This is a genomic window from Chryseosolibacter indicum (assembly GCF_018598585.1).
In the GTDB taxonomy this organism is placed as follows: Bacteria; Bacteroidota; Bacteroidia; order Cytophagales; family Cyclobacteriaceae; genus Chryseosolibacter; species Chryseosolibacter indicus.
The window spans coordinates 78487-98840 of sequence record NZ_JAHESD010000014.1 but is presented as its reverse complement, the minus strand read 5'-3'; the positions used below and the strand labels follow the sequence as shown (position 1 = coordinate 98840).

Genomic DNA, 20354 nt, shown 5'->3' with positions numbered 1-20354 from the left:
ACAAAGATTTAGGTAAAATTAGGAGCAGTGTTTCAGAAAGCTCAGAGTCCTCTGAAGAGTGACTCTGAGCGGGAGGGAGAAAATGCCGATTATGGTAATACATTATTAATTGTAATCTTAGCAAAATCAATCAATTTTGAGCAGTGGCATGAATAGGTACAACACTTTTTGGAGACGTTTTTTCTCTGGATTAATTGATGGAATAATATTCGTGCCTATAGGACTTCTTGACTATTTAATAATTGATAGTGAAAACGTTTCCATACTGATACTAGGTGTAGCTTTTAGTTATTCATCTTTTTACGTATATACTATCTACTTTCATTGGTCATCAGGGCAGACTTTAGGAAAGAATTGGATGGATGTTAGAGTTGTTGATAAATCAGAAACACGATTGCTGACTTTTCGACAGTCAATCATGAGAGATAGTATTTACATTATTTTAGAGTTAATTGGGCTGATAATTCTGATATCAAGAATTTTAGAATTGGGACGATATCCACTTGGAGAATCTGCAATAGAAAACTATTTGGATTGGCTAGCAACTTTGTGGTTTCTGCTGGAAATAGCGACAATGTTAACAAATAAAAGAAGAAGAGCTATTCACGATTTCCTTGCGGGTAGTGTTGTGATCAGAGAGGAGTTTTGGAAAAAAGTATAATCTCATCTCTTCCCTTCAATATCGCACACCGCGGATGTGAACTTTGAATTCAGCACGGCGCGAATTAACGAACTATAATAAAAGAAAAGTAATTATTAACTTAAATGCATAGCCAGTATTATATAAACAAGATGTCTTGTAAACACTGTTTGAAGAACACACTTTTAATTCTCTTTATTTTAAGTATTAGTTGTACCAAACCTAAAGAAAACATTAATTCTACTAAGGTTGTTGATGACAGCCTTAAACAATCAATCACCAATGAACTCGATGGCTATTGGCTTTCTGATAGCTATTTAGTTGAAGTAGCTAATTCTCGTTCTATTTATTTAAGTAGAAATTATACGACAAGGCTTTGGGGGTTTCGACTAGAAAAAGCAAATCTATTATCTAACTCACCTATGCTGATAGGCTTTACGGAGCACGAGGGAGGTTACGACATCCCAATAAGATTTGATCCTATAAGTAATTTCTTTATTGCTAACGACTTCTCATATATCCGTGAACCCTTTAGATTGGTTCAGGTAGACACGAATCATTTAGCTTTAGATTTTGATAACAAGAAGGAGGTTTATAGAAAAATACTTGACGAACGAACGGAATTGAGAAAAGTTTTATTCGAGGGTCAGTTTAAAAGTTTGCCCAATGATAGCATAATTGAATTTAAAAGTGATGGAACTATAAAAGGAATAGATGGTTATCGATATTTCGAACCGATATATGACTTTACTGAAGGGATTAATTATGATGCTATGGCATTTTATCCTTCAAAAGATTCTGCGGGAATTTGGATGAGGGGCAAGCTTTTTCATTTTCAAATAAAAGCGGATACCCTAGAGTTATATAATATTCACTCTGATTGGGATGAAATGGAACATAAGATCGGCGAGATTGAATATAAGCTAATCAAGTTATAGTATTCCTAATAGTTACAGTTTCAGTTTCCGACACCGCAGCTATGACGACTTACCAATTCAGTAGAAATTGGCAGACGAGGAGGGAGGTCACGCAGGGGCCCGAACGGAGAACCCGCTTAGACTGAACAGGCATTATAACAAAACGGATAGCGATAATATTACTGCCACATCCTAACCCCGATCTGGTTACAATTAACCTTGATTTGGAAACATTTACTTTTTACAGCAAGACGAATTTTGCATTGTAATTTCTAAAAGAATTAAACATGCGAAAAGTAAATTTTAAGAACCGGTCATGGAACATTTCAGGGAATCTGCATCTGCCCGACAATTTTGATAAAACACAACTATATCCTGCTATTGTTTGTGTCCATCCAGGAAGTAGTGTTAAAGAACAAACTGCAGGACTGTATGCCGAAAAACTTGCTCAAAGAGGTTTTTTAGCATTGGCTCATGACGCTTCTTTTCAAGGCGGAAGCGGTGGAGAGCCAAGATATTTGGAAGACCCGGCCACGCGTGTAGAAGACATACGCTGTGCTGTAGATTATCTCACTACATTAGATTTTGTAGATAAAAATCGTATCGGTTTATTGGGCATTTGTGCTGGTGGTGGTTACGCAGCAAACGCAGCAATGACAGAAAGACGAATAAAAGCGGTGGCAACAGTCGTAGGAACTAATGCAAGCAGAGCATTCAGAGAACTTAATTTTTTAGATACATTAGAAGCTGTATCAGCACAACGAACCGCGGAAGCTAACGGAGCGGAACCAATGATTACTAATTGGACACCCAATTCTGCCGAAGAAGCAATGCAGGCAGGAATAAACGAATTTGATATGCTGGAAGCCATCAATTATTACAGAACGCCGAGAGGTGAATTTCCGACCTCAAACAATAAATTGCTTTTTACAAGTATGGCGAACCTAATAACGTTTGATGCTTTTCATCTTGCCGAATTTTTGCTAACGCAGCCTTTATTGGTCATCGTTGGCGATAAAGTAGGTGCTTTCGGTTCCTACAGAGACGGTTTCGATTTATACAACAAAGCGGCTTCCTCAAGTAAAAAAATCCATATTGTAAAAGGTGCAAGTCATTATGATTTATATGACAAACGAAAAGCGACAGCAGAAGCACTAGAGAAACTAGTCCCGTTTTTTCAGGAAAATCTTTTTTAGAAATAATGAATATATTTCTAAAACTAATAGGAATAGTTTTGCTTATCGCAGGTTGCATGCTAACATACAAACCAAACTTAATGAGTAAAATCTCATTGACCGATAAGCCATATCAACGAATTGAAACACGGGTGAAATGGGGATTTCTCATTGGTTTGGGAATGTTGTTCATATTTTACAATCAATGGCATGCTTGGAAATTAACGGTGTGTGCATTATTGTTTTTTATGACTTTAGGAATTGTTATAGCCCGATTATTCGGATTTGTTTTAGACGGTTTTTTTTCAAAACAATTACTTTGGCTGACTATAGAAATTGTTGTTTTAATAATTTTTGGTGTTCTATATAAATATGCAGACAATTAATTCTTTATCTGAATTTCATCGTTTATTATCCATTCCACCTCCTTTACATCCATTGGTGAGCGTGGTTTTAGTTTCTGAAATACACGCTGTAAACTCTGATTTGTGGCAACATTTTTCCACCGATTTTTATACTGTCTCTCTAAAAAACAATATCCAATCAAAAGTAAAATATGGGCAGCAATACTATGATTTTGATAAAGGAACAATGACCTTTATTGCACCCAAACAAGTTCAATCTGTCGAAGTGGATAAGACCAATGCTTTTAACGCAACAATGGGCACAGGATACGTATTGATTTTTCATCCTGATTTTTTGAGAAAACACCCATTGCAAAGCACAATCAAAACTTATGGATTCTTTTCATATTCCATAAATGAAGCGTTACACCTTTCTGAACAGGAAGAGCAAAATATTATTGATATTTTCCAGAAAATAGAAAAGGAATATCAACATATTGACAAGCACACACAAAGCATTATTTTGTCGCAAATTGATTTGCTTTTGAGCTATTGCAATCGCTTTTACGAACGCCAATTTATTACCCGAAAAGCCGTAAACAGTGATTTGCTTTCTAAAATGGAAAATCTTTTGAATGATTATTTCAATAATGCAGAAACACTAAAACGTGGATTGCCAACAGTTGAATATTTAGCCAATCAACTCAATATATCAGCAAATTATTTAAGCGATATGTTGCGTTTGCTAACAGGACAAAACGCGCAACAACACATTCACGAAAAACTCATTGAAAAAGCAAAAGAAAAACTTTCAACGACAAATTTATCCGTAAGTGAAGTCGCCTACGAATTAGGTTTTGAATATCCACAATCGTTTAACCGCCTTTTCAAAAAGAAAACTGAAATGTCGCCTTTGGAGTATAGGCAATCGTTTAACTGATAGAAATACCATCGCCTCAATCCAAACGGGATGACTCACCCATTCAGGGGAAATTGACAGATGAGTGGAAACTCGGCTAGGTCCTGAAACGGAGACCCTGCTTAGACGATGATTGCCTACCTGCTTCGACTAGAAGCTCAGCGTCGGCTAAACGAGTGACGCTGAGCGGGAGGAAATCAGTTGTTAATAGAAGAACTGTTCCGACGTAATTTTGCCATCCTTTACCTGGTATAACATAATCTCTTCCATCTGAATTCTTCCCAATCCCTCTACCGTAATATCAAGCGCTCTGCCTACAGCAAAATGGTTTCCGCCTACAACAGGCTCACTTGTGTATGACCTATGGACTGCTTGTATGCGTTTTACCCAATCTTCACCTTTCTTGCGAACAGAAGCCTTTCCTTCTACATTCTTAAACCAGGGCGAGTTTGGCGGTTCGATGCTCTTTACATCTTCCGTAAAAAACATATCCTGAATTTCAAACCACTTTTCCTGCTGTGCTAATGTATTAAACTGGCCTGCTACTTCATGGATAGTGAATGCCTTCTTACTTGAATTCGGCTGTCCCATTCCTTTCGTTATCAGATCGTACAAACTATGCCTTATGTATTGTGTCCATCCATTTGAACAAGCATTGTAACATTCGTATTCGGGAACAAGGCCAACATGCGTAAAGTGAAGTTTCGTTTTGTTATCCTGTTGGGTAATGTCAAAGCAAACTTTCGTTCCCTTCCATTCGCTGCTATCCTTAGTGAAATTAAAGTAGTTGTCGAGTACAAGCCACACAACCTTTCTGTCAGGAATAACATCTGCCAGCTTCATTCGGCTTTGGTGAACATCTTTATAGCGATAGGTAAACTCATCATTGAGCTTTTCGGTGTTGCCTTCAATCTCTTCTGACCACCAACCGCGAACATTGGTGATGGCTTTAAATACATCGCTTGGCGACTGGTCAACCAAAAAGGAAATCGTAAAGTCGTAGTTATTCATAAGCTGATAATTGGTTTTTAAGTTTTTGAAGTAAATACTTGCTGATCGTAAACTTGTTCAAGCAAAACTACGGGACTGGTATCTCTCAGGAAGGGTGTAAAATAGACTTTGTGACGGGTTGATTTAGACATCCTCATTTCCTTATCTTTAATAAAAAAAAGAGATGAAACACCTTACAATAATTGTCCCTAAAGGGCAGAACAACCAAGCAGTATAGTAGGTGCATACAAGATATTTTCAAGAGCTTCCACCCCCCTCGGTGTCACTCGAAGAGGAGCAGTGTTTCAAAAGCTCAGAGTCCTTTGAAGAGTGACACTGAGCGGGAGGGAAAACTATACCAGGAGATAAACATAGATCGAGCGCGTCATGCCGAGCCTGCTAACTTAAATCGTTTTGCTGTGAGTACTGCGAGGCATCCCTTGGATGGACTTCTTCATCCGTGAGTACATGGATTTCTCTTCTATGAAGATTTTAGGGAAGGGGATTCTTCGAACAGAGTTCATCCCATAGTACAAAAGCTGCAGTATCAGAATGACTGCGTCTATTTCTTTTGTGACAGGCTTTATGAAGAAACAACATTACGAACCTCATTTCCGTACAATCAGTTTTAAAAACGAGCTGCTTCTGCTAACGGCTAATCATTAGGAATATTGAAAAGTTACCATGAGAGAAATTGTTGAACTATCTGAGAAGACCATAACGATAGAGAGAAATGAACTACTAAAAGTAAAAGGAAGTGTTGATACCAACGTGTATTACATTGAAAGTGGCAGTTTGCGCATATTTGTTTTAGATGATTATGAAGAACAGATCATCAGGTTTGGGTATAAAGGGAATTTAATTGTCTCTCTCGATTCTTTCTTAACAGGTAAGCCTTCCGACTTCTTTATTCAAGCCATTAAGAAGACGGTTTTGAGAGTCATCACGAAGCATCAGATCGATAATTTTTTAAAGACTGATACCAATAGAGTCCTCTGGACGGGCATACTTGAGAACTTAATACTGCAACAACTTGAACGCGAAATTGACATATTAACTAACTCACCAAAGGAGAGGTATCAAAGGGTTTTAAAGAGAAGTCCACAGCTCTTTCAGGAAATTCCGCACAGGTACATTGCGAACTATTTGAGAATGAGTCCGGAAACACTGTCGCGCCTAAAAAAGTCTTGATCTCAGTCAAGAATTATTAAAGCCTGTTTTAATAGTCTTGCATAAAATTAAACCAATATGCAGTCAGAGAAGTTAATACAATCACTTATTGAGCAGACAAGACAAAACATAAATCAGGTTGAAAAGCTTAAAAGTAACAGTCTGCCTTCTTTGAGCTGGCGCGAAAATGCAATCTCCTGGTCTGTACTGGAATGTCTTGAACACTTAAATCGTTACGGAGAATTCTATCTGCCTCAGATTGAAAATAAGATCAGAAACTCCGGAACAACAGCAGAACCTGAATTTAAGAGTGGTCCGCTGGGCGCTTATTTCGCGAAAAGCATGCTACCGAAAGAAAAGTTAAACAAAATGAAAACGTTTAAAGATAAAAATCCACTGTATGATAAACTTGATAGAAGTGTAATTGACACGTTTATCAATCAACAAATTAAGTTGCTGGACCTGCTCAATCAATCAAGAAACATTAGCTTAAACAAGGTAAAAATAAGTACATCAATCTCTTCCCTAATAAAGCTTAGGCTAGGCGACACTTTTCAGTTTTTCATAAACCACATCATCCGACACTTAAAGCAAATTGAAAGGATTCAGGAACAAATGAAACATGGCTAAAGGTTAAACAGGGTTAACAAAGTACGCATCATACTAACACAGTACTTACTCATTTAGGGCTTATAGAGGTTTGCACTTGAGTTCTAAGCGGGGGCTCCGTTTCAGAACCCTTGCAGCTGCGCCGATTTACCCCATTTCGGAGAAATTGATAAGTCAGGCGGGAACTTACGCATGGTCCGAACTCAGGGACCTTGCTTAGACTAAGATTTTTCATCTTAAATACTGAGACACCAAAACAAGCGCACTGGTTTGAAAACGAGTAAAATCAAACCCATAAGGATAATAAAAAAATTAAAAGCACTCACTTTTGTAATTGAGTGAATTTGAACATTACTTAGTGTCCTATGAAATTGCGTCTTACCATCTTTTTATACGTCATATTCCTCAGCTGCACGTTTGCTCAAAAGCAATCGGCACTACAGAAGCAAATACAGGCATCCATCCTAAAGCAATATCCGTCACTGGAGGGTTTATACAAGAACCTTCATGAGTACCCCGAACTGTCGTTGCAGGAGGAGAAGACGTCGAAGACCATGGCTGAAGAATTAAAAAAGTCAGGCTTTGAAGTTGTTGAGAACATAGGAGGGCATGGTGTTGCCGGCATATTAAAAAACGGAACAGGACCTACCGTACTCATTAGAACAGACATGGATGCGCTTCCTTTGGAAGAAAAAACTGGCTTACCTTATGCCAGTAAAGTAAAAGGTATCAATGCTGTAGGGAATGAAGTATCGGTAATGCATGCTTGTGGTCATGATGTTCACATGACAGTGTTTGTTGGCACCGCGCGCATTCTTGCTGAACATAAGAAGAATTGGAAGGGTACTTTGGTAATGGTGGCACAGCCTTCAGAAGAAAATGGTTTTGGTGCAGAGCGCATGTTTAAAGATGGCCTCTACAAAAGGATTCCGTATCCTGACTATGCTATAGCCCTTCATAATCATGCAGGCATGGAAGCAGGCACTATTGGTTATAGCGCAGGTCCGTTTATGGCTAGCGTTGATATGATGAATATTACAGTACAGGGTAAGGGCGGGCATGGGGCAGCACCGCATCAAACAGTAGACCCAGTTGTACTCAGCGCCCAGATGATTCTGGCTTTTCAAACCATCGTAAGTCGTGAAGTTAATCCATTAGAGTCTGCAGTAATCACGGTAGGTTCAATTCATGGTGGTACTGTTCATAACATTATCCCCGACCAGGTTAAACTACAGTTAACGCTTCGTTCTTACTCACCGGAAGTAAGAGCACACATCATATCATCTATCGAGAATAAGAGTAAACATTTGGGACAGATGGCCGGGTTGCCACAAGAGAAGTTACCAGAAATAACTATAAATGAACCGAGAACTCCGGCAACCCTTAACGACAAAGAACTTACTGACAGGCTTGTGAAGGTATTTAAGGGAGCACTTGGAGATGACAAAGTAATTGAGATGCCCCCATCCATGGTAGGAGAGGACTTCAGCAGGTTTGGCATGCAGGAAAAGAAAATTCCTATCAGCATGTTTTGGCTGGGCACGGTTGATAAGGGGCTGATGGAGAAATCAAGAAAAGAAGGTGTTGCATTGCCGTCTTTACATTCTCCGACTTTTGCTCCTCAAATGGAGCCTACAATAAAAACAGGGATCAACGCTATGACCACTGCATCCCTGGAACTTTTTAAAGCGCTATGATCACAATGGCTTTGTGATAAAACCGCAACAATTCAGGTTCGCATCTTTAACCAATTCACACAGCTTGAAATGTGACTGCTCTAGATTCTTTTGCACCGCTGTAACAATCTTTCGACTGTCATTAACCATCGGACCATAGAAAATATAGAATGTTCCCGCAGGGGTGAGGTGTTTTCTTATGATTTCCATTTCACGATCCACTTCTTTATTTGTCCAGAAGATGTTGATGTTAAAACAGAAGATCTTATTAAACACCCGCGTGCTTGAAAACCGACTCAACGCGGTTTCCTTGAACCTTACTCTTTTTGTTTTTATATAAGCTTCATTTCTTAACACCGCTTTGCTGATCATACCGTCGGAACGATCAATAGCCATTATACTTCCTGAATTAAGCTTTGACGCAATTAACTCAGCATGAATGCCAACACCGCATCCTATCTCCAGCAGACTATCATCTGGAGCAAGATCCATAATGTTATTAGCCCAAATAAAACGCGCTAGTGAACCAGGCTTCAAGAATATTGATATTAATTCGTTATAATAATAGCAAATAATTTTCTTTCCAGAGAGGATTAAAATTTATGTCAATTTTCTCATAAGTTTAAAAAAGATAATCTATGTTTATGTTGTAGTGTAACAAGTACACAATGTGAGAACTATGATGAGAAAAAATATTTTACTGATTTCACTGCTTGCCATAATTTATGGTATGTCAATAGCACAGGATAATAACTATGGTTTTGCTGTTCAGACAAAAGTAGAGCAAGGCACAATCGAAGGCCTCTATGATACCCGGTCAGGACTACAGATGTATTTCGGAATACCTTTTGCCAAACCGCCTGTGGGCGATCTTCGGTGGAAAGCACCTCAGCCACCCGATAGCTGGAAAGGCGTGCTGCAAACAAAAGCTTTTGGCCCACGTCCTGTGCAAGCCGTTGTATTTGGCGATATGAATTCAAGATCAGACGGCTTAAGCGAAGATTGCCTGTACCTTAACGTATGGACTCCAGCCAAACGAAATACCACCGGGCTTCCGGTGCTTGTTTATTTCTTTGGTGGTGGCTTCGTAGCTGGTGATGGATCAGAACCGCGCTATGATGGTGCAAGCATGGCAAAGAAGGGCATAGTAGTGGTTACTGTAAATTACAGGTTGAACATTTTTGGTTTCTTCGCACATCCTGAACTAAGCAAAGAGTCGCCTTATAAAGCTTCCGGAAATTACGGCTTGCTCGATCAGCATGCTGCACTAAAATGGGTAAATAAGAACATCACTGCTTTTGGTGGTGATCCTAAAAGAGTGACCATTGCCGGCGAGTCAGCAGGTTCTATTTCCGTGAGCGCACAAATGACATCCCCTTTGTCCAAGGATTTAATTGCCGGAGCAATAGGAGAGAGCGGTGCAGGAATAAACCCAACACTTGCACCTGTGCCGTTAGCTGAGGCTGAAAAGATAGGTGCAGAGTTTGCAAAGAATGCGGGCTATCCAACATTGGCACAGCTTCGGGCCTTAAGCACGCGCGAGGTATACGAGATCTACAATGAATCAAAACGCTTTGGGTTTCCTACCGTTATTGATGGATACTTCTATCCGAAAACTATTCCTGAAATCTATAAGGCAAAAGAACATGCACAAGTACCGTTACTACTCGGCTGGAATTCAGCTGAAATTCCCGGGATGGCCTTTATGCAAGGGTTGCCTTATACCGAAGAGAACTATGTGAAAAAAGTTAAAGAAGTATACCCTGATAGCTTCCAGGAAGTATTGAAGCTTTATCCGCATGGATCTGTTAAAGAAATTGAAATATCTGCCACCGCATTAGCGTCCGATCGTTTCATCGCTTACAGCACCTGGAAGTGGTTTGACCTGCACCGCAAAAATACAAAACAACCCGTGTATAGATATTTGTATAGCAAACTTCGTCCGCCGTTGGTAGATCAATCGAAGACGTCAGGTCTGGCAGGAGGAACGGTAGAGAAAAATGACGCCGCGCCTAAACCGCCTGAGCCTGTAGGAGCGCCACATGCTTGTGAAATTGAATACTGTATGGGCAACCTTCATCTGATAAAAGAATATGCATGGACAAGTGATGACTATAAGGTATCGGAGACCATGCTCAACTACTTTGCTAATTTCGTTATCAAAGGTAATCCCAATGGCACTAGCTTACCCGAGTGGCCTGCCGCAGAAGCCACCGATACGACACCACCTGTTATGATCATTGATGTACAATCGAAAGCTATTGACGCAAAAGACGATGCGCGTTATATTTTCCTTGACAATGCTTATAAAAATAATTAAGGAAAATCCTGAAACGCAAGCACCATTGTCTCGCAAACAGTAAAATGCAGAAGATGGCAAAGCAAGACGAGCGGATAAACAACATCACGCTCGTCTTGCCCAGCCTGCGGGACCAAGCCATGTTGCTTGTTGCCACTTTATCGCTTCTCCGTCAGATACCTAGAATGAGATTTGATCTATAGAAGAGCGTATTGAGCTGAATCAATCCTGATCCTGATTGATCAGCACAAGTCGAGCGAATAGTTTAGAAAGCATTTCAGCAGGATCATCGCACAGACCAGGATGCACTTTCGATGTTTGAAGTATGGTGCTGCGTGTAGCGGTAAGCCAACGGAAGCGTTCAGCAATTGGAAGTTTACCAATAGGTCCTGCATCGGCACCACCTTTACATATTTTCTCGAAAGACTGTATATGATGCAGAAAATCCTGGCAATCCAGCTTCTTGCAAAAAGCCCGAAGACGTAGTTCGTCAATTTCAAACCTGGTATCTAAGTACTTGAATTTTGAACAATAAAGTATTACTCCTACATTGAGGAACTCCTCTCGCTCAACATGCGGTACTACACGAATAACAGCGTATTCAAACAAGTGCTTCTCTTGCATATTCTGCTTCTTTTACAAAAAAATCTGAGTTAGCAATTCGTGTATTTAGAAATTGAGCATAAGCACTTCTATATTCCTCGGGAGCATCGAACTTATTTTCATTAACAAGCCATTCATCAGGTATCAGTGAAACGATTTTACCAATCTTCTCCTGTGTAAGTAACGATGAAAACAGTTTGCTTATATCTTCAAGTCTGCTAGCTTTTGAAAGAAGTACATGATCTTTGATTTTTGGAAAAGGACGTTGAGGGTTTTCCCAGTCACTCCAGGAGTGGTGAAAATAAAGCGAAGCACCGTGATCAATTAACCAAAGCTCCTTATGCCAGACAAGCATGTTGGTATTTCTGAATGTGCGGTCAACATTCATAAGAAGACTATCAAGCCAAACAACTCTTGAAGCAAGATCTGCATCAATATTCGTAGCCAATGGATCGAACGTAATAGAGCCGGAGAGGTAATGAAGTCCAAGATTTAGTCCTGTACTTGCCTTTAGCAAATCCTGAATTTCCTCATCTCCTTCAATACGCCCAAAAGCACTATCAAGATTAGCAAAGACAATTTCGGGCACATGAAAACCAAGTAATCGCGCTATTTCTCCTCCTATAAGTTCTGCAATTAATGCTTTACTTCCCTGGCCAGCGCCTTTGAATTTAAGCACATACAGAAAGTCGTCATCAGCTTCAACGATGGCGGGTAGGGAGCCACCCTCGCGCAATGGTGTTACATAACGGGTAACATTAACAGTTCTTAACACAGCATATATTTAAATGCAGCCATAAAGTAAGCAGCAAATTTATACTAATGCAAATTACTGCTGGCTTAACTAGTTTAATAAATTCACAAAGGAACGATTTTTTGATATCCTAAGGAGAGCTATCTACAGCTTGATAGTTATTTAAAACTTAAATTTTAAAGTTATGAGCGACAATAGAAATTATGATAATGAGATGGACAGAACACCTGCTGATAACATAGAAAATCAGGAAAGGACAACGATACATACCAGCATGAGGCCTGATCAGTCACAGAACAGAACAATAGACCAGCCCGGTGCTGATGCTAACACAGAGGATGCAAATTCCGGAAGAAAGAAGAAAGACACTTCCAATATAGAAGACCTTGCCAACGATGTTCGTGGAGGTGTTGGATCACGCGTAACCGGTAGCAATTCTGAGGATATAGCAGGCGTTGCGGATATTGACAGGGGACTTGAAAGATAGTCTTAAACAATAGATGTGTTGAGCAAAAAAGTCCCGCACCGCGGGACTTTTTTGTAATACATATACGAACTGGTATAGAATTTTTTAAAGCTATTACAACCAAACTAATACTCTTTAACATTTTAACTTATGAAAATTATATACAATTCTACAGTGCGTAATTATCTATGCGCACTTTTGATCCTGACGCTTGCTATGTCATGTTCACAAAATCTTTCTTATCAGCAAGCGTTGAATAAGAATAAGAAACAGTTTGACGATCCTAAAGCATTAGCAGATGCACAATTTCTTGTTGACGCTAAAAGCTTTAATCTTTTTGAATCAAGACTTTCCGAAAAGGCTGTTCAATCAGGCTATAGCGCCGCAGTTGTAAACATGGCTAAAAAAAGTGTTGAAGATCATAAGGAATTGGGTGAAGAACTTAACAAACTCGCAAGGAAGAAGAAGATTAAATTACCAAGTGAAATGAGTGACTCTCATGTTAAATCATTAGGGCAGCTTACAGCAACAGACAGAGAAGATTTTGATAAGAACTATGTAAGAATGCTTGAACAGGTAAATGAAGAAAATACCTACCAGTTTGAAAACATGGCAACAGCAGCTTCTGATGCAGATATCCGTGCATTTTCAGCAAGAAAGCTTGGTACGCTTAGAACACACGCGCAAGCGATTGATAGCGTTGAAAACAAGCTGCTCCAAACTTTTAGCAGGGGAGATCAATAATAACTAGACATATTTTTGAAAGGCAGTGAGCTTTGGTTCATTGCCTTTTTGTTTGAGTGCAGGGCATTCCACCAAAACTCATATTTAGCCGGTTATATGTAATCATAACGGTTTTTCTAAAAAACCAATATCTTCGGTTCTAATTTTACCTTGCACGTTTTCGTTTTATGAATCTTTCGGAGTTAAGCCTGAAACGTCCTGTTTTGGCAATTGTCATGAATATTATTATTGTAATCTTTGGCTTAATTGGTTACAATTTTTTGGGCGTTCGGGATTACCCGGCTATCGACCCACCTGTTATTAGCGTGCGAACAGCATATTCAGGTGCAAACGCAGATATCATTGAATCTCAGATTACTGAACCCTTAGAGAAGTCAATAAACGGAATTGCAGGTATCAAGAATATTTCGTCAAACTCCAGCCAGGGTTCCAGTAGCATCAACATTGAATTTGAATTAGGTATTGATCTTGAAGCCGCAGCCAACGATGTGCGAGACAAAGTTTCTCAAGCGATACGGCAACTTCCGCAAGACCTTGACTCATCACCGGAAGTCTCAAAAGCCGATGCAAGTACTGACTATATTATTTCTTTAACCGTACAAAGCAATACAAGAAATCAACTTGAATTAACAGAGTATGCGAACAACGTACTGGTTGAGCGCCTTCAAACAATTCCAGGCGTAAGCAGTACCCGCATTCTTGGGGAAAAGAAGTATGCAATGCGCATTTGGCTTGATCCGGGGAAATTGAGTGCTTATGGACTTACTCCGCTGGATGTTCAGGATGCGCTGCGAAGACAAAATGTAGAACTTCCTTCCGGTAAAATCTCTGGCAGCTCTACTGATCTTACCGTACGTACTTTTGGACGACTTTATACAGAAGATGACTTTAACAATGTAAGGATTCGAACAACGGCTACTGGCACTGTGCGTCTTCGCGATGTAGGTGAAGCCGTACTTGGTCCGGAGAATGAGGAGATAATTCTTAAAGGACGACTTGTTCCTATGGTGGGAGTTGCATTAAATCCTTTACCAGGAGCAAACTACGTTGCCATTGCGGATGAATTTTATAAGCGTCTTGAGAAAATCAAGAAGGAGGTCCCAGATGACATAATACTTACTGTAGCAACTGACCAAACTGTATTTATAAAACGGGCCATTTCAGAAGTAGAAGAGACGCTTATTATTTCATTTGTTCTGGTAGTATTAATTGTTTACCTGTTCTTCAGAGATTTCATCATAGCCATTCGTCCATTGATCGATATCCCGGTGTCATTGATTGCAACGTTCTTCATCATGTACCTGATGGGATTTTCCATTAATGTATTGACGATGCTTGGAATTGTATTGGCTACCGGTCTGGTAGTGGATGATGGTATTGTTGTTACGGAAAACATTTATAAAAAGCTGGAGGGCGGTATGAACAAGCTGGATGCTGCCCGCGAGGGATCTAAAGAGATTTACTTTGCGGTAATTGCTACTTCAATTACGTTAGCTGTAGTTTTTCTTCCTATTATATTCCTTCAGGGTTTTGTAGGAAGGCTTTTCCGGGAATTCGGATTTGTGGTTGCCGGTGCAGTATTAATTTCTTGTTTCGTTTCGCTTACGCTTACACCCGTGCTAAGCGTAAAGCTCACAAGAGATCATCGCAAAAAATCAAAATTTTATACTGTTACTGAACAATTCTTTACAGGGATGGAAAACATCTACCAAAGAAGTTTAACAACTTTTATGAATTGGCGGTGGCTGGCACTTGTAATTCTCATCATTTGCATTGCTACGTCCTATATCCTTATGCAAAACCTCCAATCAGAGTTAGCTCCTTTAGAAGATCGTAATCTCCGTTTACAGGTATCAGCACCTGAAGGAACTTCCTTTGATTACATGGAACCCTATGTTGATGAGATTACTACATTCCTCATGGACTCTATTCCTGAAGCAAACATCATTTACTCTTTAACAGGTGCCGCAGGGGGAGGAACAGGAGGAACAAACAATGGTATGGTGCGCGTTTTCTTAAACGACCCATTTGAACGTGAGCGCTCGCAGCAGGACGTTGTAAACATGGTTAATCGCAATCTGTCACGTTTTTCGGTTGGCAGGGCTTATGCAGCACAGGAACAGACAATTTCAACCAATAAGAGACCGGGTCAACCGATTCAGTTTGTTATTCAGAATAATAACTTCGAGAAGCTTAAACAGGTGTTGCCGCAATTCATTAACGAAGCTAATGATCACCCGGTTTTACAAAACGCAGATGCTGATCTTAAATTTAACAAGCCCGAGTTACAGGTAATCATTAACCGATTAAAGGCAACGGAATTAGGAGTCAGCCCGGAAGATATTTCTCAAACTTTACAATTGGCGTACAGTAACCTTAGATTCGGATACTTCACTAAAGAAGGGAAACAATACCAGGTTATTGGCCAGGTAGACAGAGGTAACCGCGATGACCCTAACGATTTGAAAAGCCTGTATGTTCGTACGGCAAGCGGGCAGCTTGTTTCTCTCGATAATTTCGTATCACTTGAGGAGTCGTCAACACCTCCGTCGTTGTATCACTTTAACCGTTATAAATCTGCTACTATTTCGGCGGGCCTTGAACAGGGAAGAACCATAGGTGATGGTGTTAAAGCAATGGAAGAAATTGCCTCTAAACTTCTGGATGATACATTTACCACTTCTCTCAGTGGTTCTTCCAGAGATTTTGCTGAAAGCTCAGGTAATACCACATTCGCGTTCCTGCTTGCCCTCGGACTAATTTATCTTGTACTTGCAGCTCAATTTGAAAGCTTTATAGATCCACTGGTAATTATGATTACTGTTCCTCTTGCTATTACGGGAGCACTGCTTGCGTTGTTTATCTGCGGACAGACGCTGAACATCTTCTCCCAGATAGGCATTATTATGCTTATAGGCCTGGTTACAAAGAACGGTATTCTTATCGTTGAATTCGCCAATCAGAAACAAGAGGAAGAAGGATTATCCAAAAATATGGCAGTTATTGAAGCATCGAAACTTCGCCTTCGCCCCATTCTCATGACAAGCCTGGCCATGGCATTAGGATCTTTGCCTCTTGCTTTATCGTTAGGCGCTGCTTCATCCAGTCGTGTTCCTTTAGGATTAGTAATTGTAGGCGGAGTAATATTCTCTCTTGTTCTGACGCTGTTTGTTATACCTGCAATGTATTCATGTCTGTCGAAACAGAAGAAGCATCAGGAACGTGATAACGTACAAAAAGTTATAATAGCAGAGGATTTGGTATAAGGGTCGATTAACCAAATTAATAAATGGCTATTGAGAGCATAATGCTGACGTTGGAGTACAGCTTGTCTACATATCGCCGAGTAACAGGTGACTTGTAAAGCTAAACTTCATAAGACATCCTATACTCAGCCATCTCCACATTCTTGAAGCCGTATTCTTCAAGAATATCTTTAAAACTCACCATTGTTCTCTTTTCTCCATGTACCAGAAAAATTTTTTTGATTTGCTCTTTATCCTGGCGCATTAATAACTTCAGGAGGTCGCCGTAGTCGGCATGAGCGCTGTATTCATTCATAAAAATGACTTCAGCTTTTACCGGGAGGGTTTCGTCCATGATTACTACTTCTTCTGCGCCATGGCTTATCTTTCCTCCTAAAGTTGCAGGCTCACAATAACCTGTAACAAGAATTGTATTCTTAGGATCGCTAATGTTATTCTTTAAATGGTGTACGATACGTCCACCTTCCATCATTCCAGATGCAGCAATAATAACACAAGGTTTATCTAACTTTTGTAATTCTGCTGAATCATTGTGATCGACAATGTAGTGAAGTCTATCAAAGCCAAATGGATCAGAATCAAACTTCAGGTATTCCTGCATGGAGTCACTGAAATATTGCTTGTTGTCGCGCATCACGTCGGTCGCGTAAACGGACATTGGGCTATCAATAAAAACATCTACGTCTGGCAGTCTATTATCTTCTGCGAGCTTATTTAATGAAAATATTAATTCTTGTGTTCTTCCTATGCTAAAGGCCGGAATCAGAAGATTACCTTTTTTTTCTACACACGTATAATTAACCATTCGCAGTAGTTTCTCTTCTGAGTTATCAATTGTTTCGTGAAGCTTGTCGCCATAAGTAGATTCGCAAATAATAACATCTGCCTGGGGAAAGGCCTGCGGCGACTTCAATATACGGTTGCAGTATCTTCCAATATCACCTGTAAATGCAATATGTCTTTCCTTTCCGTTTTCCTTAATCGTTAAATTCACGACAGCACTTCCCAGGATATGACCAGCATCGGTAAATAACAATTCTATAGAATCATCTATTGTATAAGGTTTATCATACTCGACAGTAGTGAATAAGCTAAAAGCTGTATCTACATCATCCTTACCATATAATGGTTCTGTTTTTGTATCTGACCTTCGCACTTCCGCCTCCTGGATGTTGGCACTGTCATTCAGTAAAATCTTGCACAATTCAAGGGTAGGAGGAGTAGAAAATATTTTTCCTTTAAATCCTTTCTTTACCAAACGGGGAATCAATCCGCAATGGTCAATATGCGCATGCGATAGAATAAGATAATCAACAGTTTCAGGCTTAAATAAAAAACTTGCATTGAGGTCTTCATTATTTCCATTCTTCCCTTGAACCATCCCACAATCGAGAAGTATTCTCCTGCCGTTGCCTAATGTAATCAAGTGTTTGCTTCCGGTAACGGATTGAGCTGCACCATAAAACGATAATTCCATAGCTTCCTTAAAATGAATGATGTCTTTACAAATACTCAGCTCTAACCCTTAACGGGATTAAAAGCGGATGATCATGTTCAAAACATGTTCCTTTCAATTAAGGTGCTTTTGCTCAGAAAAGAGAGGCAATATATCAACAATAGAATCTGGCAGCAGTAGTAGCTAATCATCATTCGATGGATGCATCTAACGTAGCTCCATGGTCGTTAGGAAATAAATAAATTGTCTTATCAATAAAATCAAATGTAACTATGTAATGTTGAAGGAAACCATTTCCAATTGTACTTCCTCCGGAGTTATTAAAAACAACATCTAAAGTACTGAATTTAAAATTACTAAGATAGGTATCCTGAAGGTGAACCCGATATCCTTTGCCATCATTTTGTTTCTTTAACAGATAGGGACTGGAAGTAGCATAAGCTATAGTATCCACTTTTATGGAAGGGTCTTCTTTTAGGAAAACTTTTTTTAACGTATTTACATGACCGCTTATTTTTCAGGTGAACCGGTATCAATAGTAAACCACCATCCAGGCAATGTTTCGGTTTTCAATTGCAGCTGAATTGATGTTAATCCGAACTTTCTTTTAATGATTAAAGGAGATTTTGCGACAAGCGTTGAAGGGCTCAGTTCTGCTAACTTTTTTGTGACCACAATCAACTGCTTGCGATAGTCAACCTGCCATATGTATTCTTTAGCTATGTCAGGACCAAGCATCCCATACAGTTTTTGGAGATCAGGAGTTGTGAAAACTTTAGTGTAGTCATGCTTTACAAAAGACTGATTTGATATAACCAAATTGCCCAACTTAATATCAAATGTGTTTTCTTTTCCGGTAAAAACTCTTTCATTAAGCACGTTTTTGCCACCCGTGTCAAAAACGAATATTCCTTTCTTTCCTGTGTTTACTATTTCAGCTTCCATGAAAATATGTCCTGATTCAGTGTATTGGAAGGGTAGCACATACACTTGAGCGATAACGCTTGTTGTAAGAAGGATAAGTAATGGGAGAACCAATGTTGTTTTCATGCAATGCAATTATTTATCACAAACGTAAAGATGCAACGCCGTAAAAACAGGTTATTTCTACTCGGCAGGTTTCGTTTTCCGCAGATGAAACCCATTTTATTGAAATAAATCAGTTTCTGTAGTCTTTGGGCAAAAAGCCGGTTGTCTTTTTAAAAACACGGGTAAAGGTAGACTTTGATTGAAAGCCACATTCTTCTGCAATTCCAATGATGGTATAATGGCTGTATGCAGGATTGCTTAATCGCTGCTTGACTTCTTCAATCCGCTTTTCGTTAATAAATTCGATGAACGTTCTGCCAGTTTCATTCTGAATGATTTGTGAAAGATACTTAACGTTAGTATCAAGTTTGTGAGCAATAGCACTGATCTTAAGTTCAGGATTTAAATGGATTTTCTCTTTCGCTATTAAATCCTGCAGTTTGTCATACAGTGCGTGTGATGAGTCAGGGGAAATTGAGTAGCTCGAAGACCTCCTTCTATGAATATCTGCCATGTGATGATAACTGAAAAAACTGATGGCAAACACCTACATAAAATCCACGAAACTTAAGAATGAGATAATTTCTGATGTATAAAGAACAGGGTCAATTATTCCATCTAAGGTTAGCACGCAGAAGAAATATAAAAACCAGAAACTCACTCGTACCAGCCAGTATCCCAGAAGCCAATAAAGATATTCTACTTTAAAATGTAATTCTTTCACTCTCACGGATTTTACTTGCCGTATCGAATATCCTATGAACAGTAAGTTGTAGATGCTGGCAGTCAAGCTGAAGATATGATGTGCTAAAGCAAAATTCTCGTTATTGGCGAGCTTCATTTTCGCATCAAAAGACAGAAATGCAAGAAATAGGTTAATAACTAATTCAATAACAGCAGGTAAGAATATTATTTGATACTTTCTCCATTGAATTTGTTCTTCAGCAAGAAGTGCTTTTACATATAAGAAGAGCAGCGGGCCTGAAAGAAACAGAAAGAAAGTTGGAAATTGTAGCAGAAGGTGGTGCGTTAAGGCCAGCCCTGAAGAGTAGAAGTAGCTGAGTAAAGAATTGAAGTTTTCGGTAAGCAGGAAAAGCGCTAAGAAGATGTTGGCCTGGCGAATACCTTTCTTATACGTAATAAATAAAATTCCCAGGAAAGTACTCTGAATAAAAGTAATTAAGTCAAGTTCCAAAATGATCTATGCTTCGGCCTTTAAAATAATAAAAATAGAACAAATAGCAGGGTTAGGCTATAAAAAGCATTTCAACTCTAGTCAATTTGCTTCCGGTATTAA

General features: G+C 39.4%; 21 protein-coding genes. 12 read left to right on the top strand and 9 right to left on the bottom strand.

The window, feature by feature from the left end; translation table 11 throughout:
- Positions 1–148 precede the first annotated feature (148 nt).
- The 5 genes from KK060_RS08930 (at position 149) to KK060_RS08910 (ending at position 4016) form a co-directional block, all read left to right on the top strand.
- Complete coding sequence (locus KK060_RS08930; protein ID WP_254153368.1) at positions 149–661, top strand: RDD family protein; 513 nt, start codon at positions 149–151, stop codon at positions 659–661.
- 149 nt (positions 662–810) lie between these two features.
- Positions 811–1578, top strand: a complete 768-nt coding sequence (locus KK060_RS08925; protein WP_254153367.1) for a hypothetical protein — start codon at positions 811–813, stop codon at positions 1576–1578.
- Positions 1579–1844: 266 nt separating this feature from the next.
- The gene (locus KK060_RS08920) at positions 1845–2753 is read left to right on the top strand and encodes an alpha/beta hydrolase (RefSeq protein ID WP_254153366.1); all 909 of its coding nucleotides are present in this window, start codon (positions 1845–1847) and stop codon (positions 2751–2753) included.
- 5 nt (positions 2754–2758) lie between these two features.
- Positions 2759–3118 (top strand): DUF4345 family protein, encoded by a 360-nt coding sequence (locus KK060_RS08915; RefSeq protein ID WP_302180039.1) that lies wholly within the window; start codon positions 2759–2761, stop codon positions 3116–3118.
- Positions 3105–4016 (top strand): helix-turn-helix domain-containing protein, encoded by a 912-nt coding sequence (locus KK060_RS08910; protein ID WP_254153365.1) that lies wholly within the window; start codon positions 3105–3107, stop codon positions 4014–4016. Before KK060_RS08915 ends, KK060_RS08910 begins: the two co-directional genes overlap by 14 nt.
- Positions 4017–4199: 183 nt before the next feature.
- Here the strand turns inward: KK060_RS08910 and KK060_RS08905 are convergent, their stop codons facing one another.
- On the bottom strand, positions 4200–5006 hold the full coding sequence (locus tag KK060_RS08905) for an SRPBCC family protein (RefSeq protein ID WP_254153364.1): 807 nt from the start codon (positions 5004–5006) through the stop codon (positions 4200–4202).
- Positions 5007–5669: 663 nt separating this feature from the next.
- On the opposite strand from KK060_RS08905, the gene KK060_RS08900 reads away from it, so the two are divergent.
- From KK060_RS08900 to KK060_RS08890, 3 genes are all read left to right on the top strand, one after another.
- A complete protein-coding gene (locus KK060_RS08900) occupies positions 5670–6176 on the top strand; it encodes a Crp/Fnr family transcriptional regulator (RefSeq protein ID WP_254153363.1) in 507 nt (168 codons plus the stop codon).
- Positions 6177–6233: 57 nt separating this feature from the next.
- Positions 6234–6785, top strand: a complete 552-nt coding sequence (locus KK060_RS08895; protein WP_254153362.1) for a DinB family protein — start codon at positions 6234–6236, stop codon at positions 6783–6785.
- Positions 6786–7129: 344 nt separating this feature from the next.
- Positions 7130–8461 (top strand): amidohydrolase, encoded by a 1332-nt coding sequence (locus tag KK060_RS08890; RefSeq protein WP_254153361.1) that lies wholly within the window; start codon positions 7130–7132, stop codon positions 8459–8461.
- On the opposite strand, the gene KK060_RS08885 is transcribed toward KK060_RS08890, so the two are convergent.
- On the bottom strand, positions 8462–8932 hold the full coding sequence (locus KK060_RS08885) for an SAM-dependent methyltransferase (RefSeq protein WP_254153360.1): 471 nt from the start codon (positions 8930–8932) through the stop codon (positions 8462–8464).
- A 190-nt stretch (positions 8933–9122) separates the two neighbouring features.
- Here KK060_RS08885 and KK060_RS08880 point away from each other — a divergent pair, with 190 nt between their 5' ends.
- Complete coding sequence (locus KK060_RS08880) at positions 9123–10760, top strand: carboxylesterase/lipase family protein (protein ID WP_254153370.1); 1638 nt, start codon at positions 9123–9125, stop codon at positions 10758–10760.
- A gap of 201 nt (positions 10761–10961) precedes the next feature.
- Here the strand turns inward: KK060_RS08880 and KK060_RS08875 are convergent, their stop codons facing one another.
- Positions 10962–11363 carry a DUF3037 domain-containing protein gene (locus KK060_RS08875; RefSeq protein ID WP_254153359.1) on the bottom strand — a complete coding sequence of 134 codons (402 nt, stop codon included), beginning with the start codon at positions 11361–11363 and terminating at the stop codon, positions 10962–10964.
- Positions 11341–12117 carry a HipA family kinase gene (locus tag KK060_RS08870; RefSeq protein ID WP_254153358.1) on the bottom strand — a complete coding sequence of 259 codons (777 nt, stop codon included), beginning with the start codon at positions 12115–12117 and terminating at the stop codon, positions 11341–11343. The genes KK060_RS08875 and KK060_RS08870 overlap by 23 nt, the downstream gene beginning before the upstream one ends.
- Before the next feature lie 163 nt (positions 12118–12280).
- On the opposite strand from KK060_RS08870, the gene KK060_RS08865 reads away from it, so the two are divergent.
- The 3 genes from KK060_RS08865 (at position 12281) to KK060_RS08855 (ending at position 16572) form a co-directional block, all read left to right on the top strand.
- Positions 12281–12583, top strand: a complete 303-nt coding sequence (locus tag KK060_RS08865) for a hypothetical protein (RefSeq protein ID WP_254153357.1) — start codon at positions 12281–12283, stop codon at positions 12581–12583.
- Positions 12584–12712: 129 nt separating this feature from the next.
- Positions 12713–13306 carry a DUF4142 domain-containing protein gene (locus KK060_RS08860; RefSeq protein WP_254153356.1) on the top strand — a complete coding sequence of 198 codons (594 nt, stop codon included), beginning with the start codon at positions 12713–12715 and terminating at the stop codon, positions 13304–13306.
- A 167-nt stretch (positions 13307–13473) separates the two neighbouring features.
- Positions 13474–16572: an efflux RND transporter permease subunit gene (locus KK060_RS08855; protein ID WP_254153355.1), complete on the top strand. Its 3099-nt coding sequence runs from the start codon at positions 13474–13476 to the stop codon at positions 16570–16572.
- Between the two features lie 100 nt (positions 16573–16672).
- Here the strand turns inward: KK060_RS08855 and KK060_RS08850 are convergent, their stop codons facing one another.
- The 5 genes from KK060_RS08850 to KK060_RS08830 all read right to left on the bottom strand — a co-directional run bounded on the left by KK060_RS08850 (position 16673) and on the right by KK060_RS08830 (position 20252).
- Positions 16673–18049, bottom strand: coding sequence for an MBL fold metallo-hydrolase RNA specificity domain-containing protein (locus KK060_RS08850; protein WP_254153354.1), 1377 nt, complete (start codon positions 18047–18049; stop codon positions 16673–16675).
- Between the two features lie 169 nt (positions 18050–18218).
- A complete protein-coding gene (locus KK060_RS08845) occupies positions 18219–18482 on the bottom strand; it encodes a hypothetical protein (RefSeq protein ID WP_254153353.1) in 264 nt (87 codons plus the stop codon).
- A gap of 56 nt (positions 18483–18538) precedes the next feature.
- Complete coding sequence (locus tag KK060_RS08840) at positions 18539–19078, bottom strand: hypothetical protein (RefSeq protein ID WP_254153352.1); 540 nt, start codon at positions 19076–19078, stop codon at positions 18539–18541.
- A 109-nt stretch (positions 19079–19187) separates the two neighbouring features.
- Complete coding sequence (locus tag KK060_RS08835) at positions 19188–19571, bottom strand: helix-turn-helix domain-containing protein (protein ID WP_254153351.1); 384 nt, start codon at positions 19569–19571, stop codon at positions 19188–19190.
- Between the two features lie 33 nt (positions 19572–19604).
- Positions 19605–20252 carry a hypothetical protein gene (locus KK060_RS08830; RefSeq protein ID WP_254153350.1) on the bottom strand — a complete coding sequence of 216 codons (648 nt, stop codon included), beginning with the start codon at positions 20250–20252 and terminating at the stop codon, positions 19605–19607.
- Positions 20253–20354 lie beyond the last annotated feature (102 nt).

Bases quoted from the DNA above. Each gene is read 5' to 3' on its own strand.
- KK060_RS08930 (WP_254153368.1), top strand. From the start codon at position 149: ATGAATAGGTACAACACTTTTTGGAGACGTTTTTTCTCTGGATTAATT.
- KK060_RS08920 (WP_254153366.1), top strand. From the start codon at position 1,845: ATGCGAAAAGTAAATTTTAAGAACCGGTCATGGAACATTTCAGGGAAT.
- KK060_RS08915 (WP_302180039.1), top strand. From the start codon at position 2,759: ATGAATATATTTCTAAAACTAATAGGAATAGTTTTGCTTATCGCAGGT.
- KK060_RS08910 (WP_254153365.1), top strand. From the start codon at position 3,105: ATGCAGACAATTAATTCTTTATCTGAATTTCATCGTTTATTATCCATT.
- KK060_RS08905 (WP_254153364.1), bottom strand. From the start codon at position 5,006: ATGAATAACTACGACTTTACGATTTCCTTTTTGGTTGACCAGTCGCCA.
- KK060_RS08900 (WP_254153363.1), top strand. From the start codon at position 5,670: ATGAGAGAAATTGTTGAACTATCTGAGAAGACCATAACGATAGAGAGA.
- KK060_RS08895 (WP_254153362.1), top strand. From the start codon at position 6,234: ATGCAGTCAGAGAAGTTAATACAATCACTTATTGAGCAGACAAGACAA.
- KK060_RS08890 (WP_254153361.1), top strand. From the start codon at position 7,130: ATGAAATTGCGTCTTACCATCTTTTTATACGTCATATTCCTCAGCTGC.
- KK060_RS08885 (WP_254153360.1), bottom strand. From the start codon at position 8,932: ATGGATCTTGCTCCAGATGATAGTCTGCTGGAGATAGGATGCGGTGTT.
- KK060_RS08880 (WP_254153370.1), top strand. From the start codon at position 9,123: ATGAGAAAAAATATTTTACTGATTTCACTGCTTGCCATAATTTATGGT.
- KK060_RS08875 (WP_254153359.1), bottom strand. From the start codon at position 11,363: ATGCAAGAGAAGCACTTGTTTGAATACGCTGTTATTCGTGTAGTACCG.
- KK060_RS08865 (WP_254153357.1), top strand. From the start codon at position 12,281: ATGAGCGACAATAGAAATTATGATAATGAGATGGACAGAACACCTGCT.
- KK060_RS08860 (WP_254153356.1), top strand. From the start codon at position 12,713: ATGAAAATTATATACAATTCTACAGTGCGTAATTATCTATGCGCACTT.
- KK060_RS08855 (WP_254153355.1), top strand. From the start codon at position 13,474: ATGAATCTTTCGGAGTTAAGCCTGAAACGTCCTGTTTTGGCAATTGTC.
- KK060_RS08850 (WP_254153354.1), bottom strand. From the start codon at position 18,049: ATGGAATTATCGTTTTATGGTGCAGCTCAATCCGTTACCGGAAGCAAA.
- KK060_RS08840 (WP_254153352.1), bottom strand. From the start codon at position 19,078: ATGAAAACAACATTGGTTCTCCCATTACTTATCCTTCTTACAACAAGC.
- KK060_RS08835 (WP_254153351.1), bottom strand. From the start codon at position 19,571: ATGGCAGATATTCATAGAAGGAGGTCTTCGAGCTACTCAATTTCCCCT.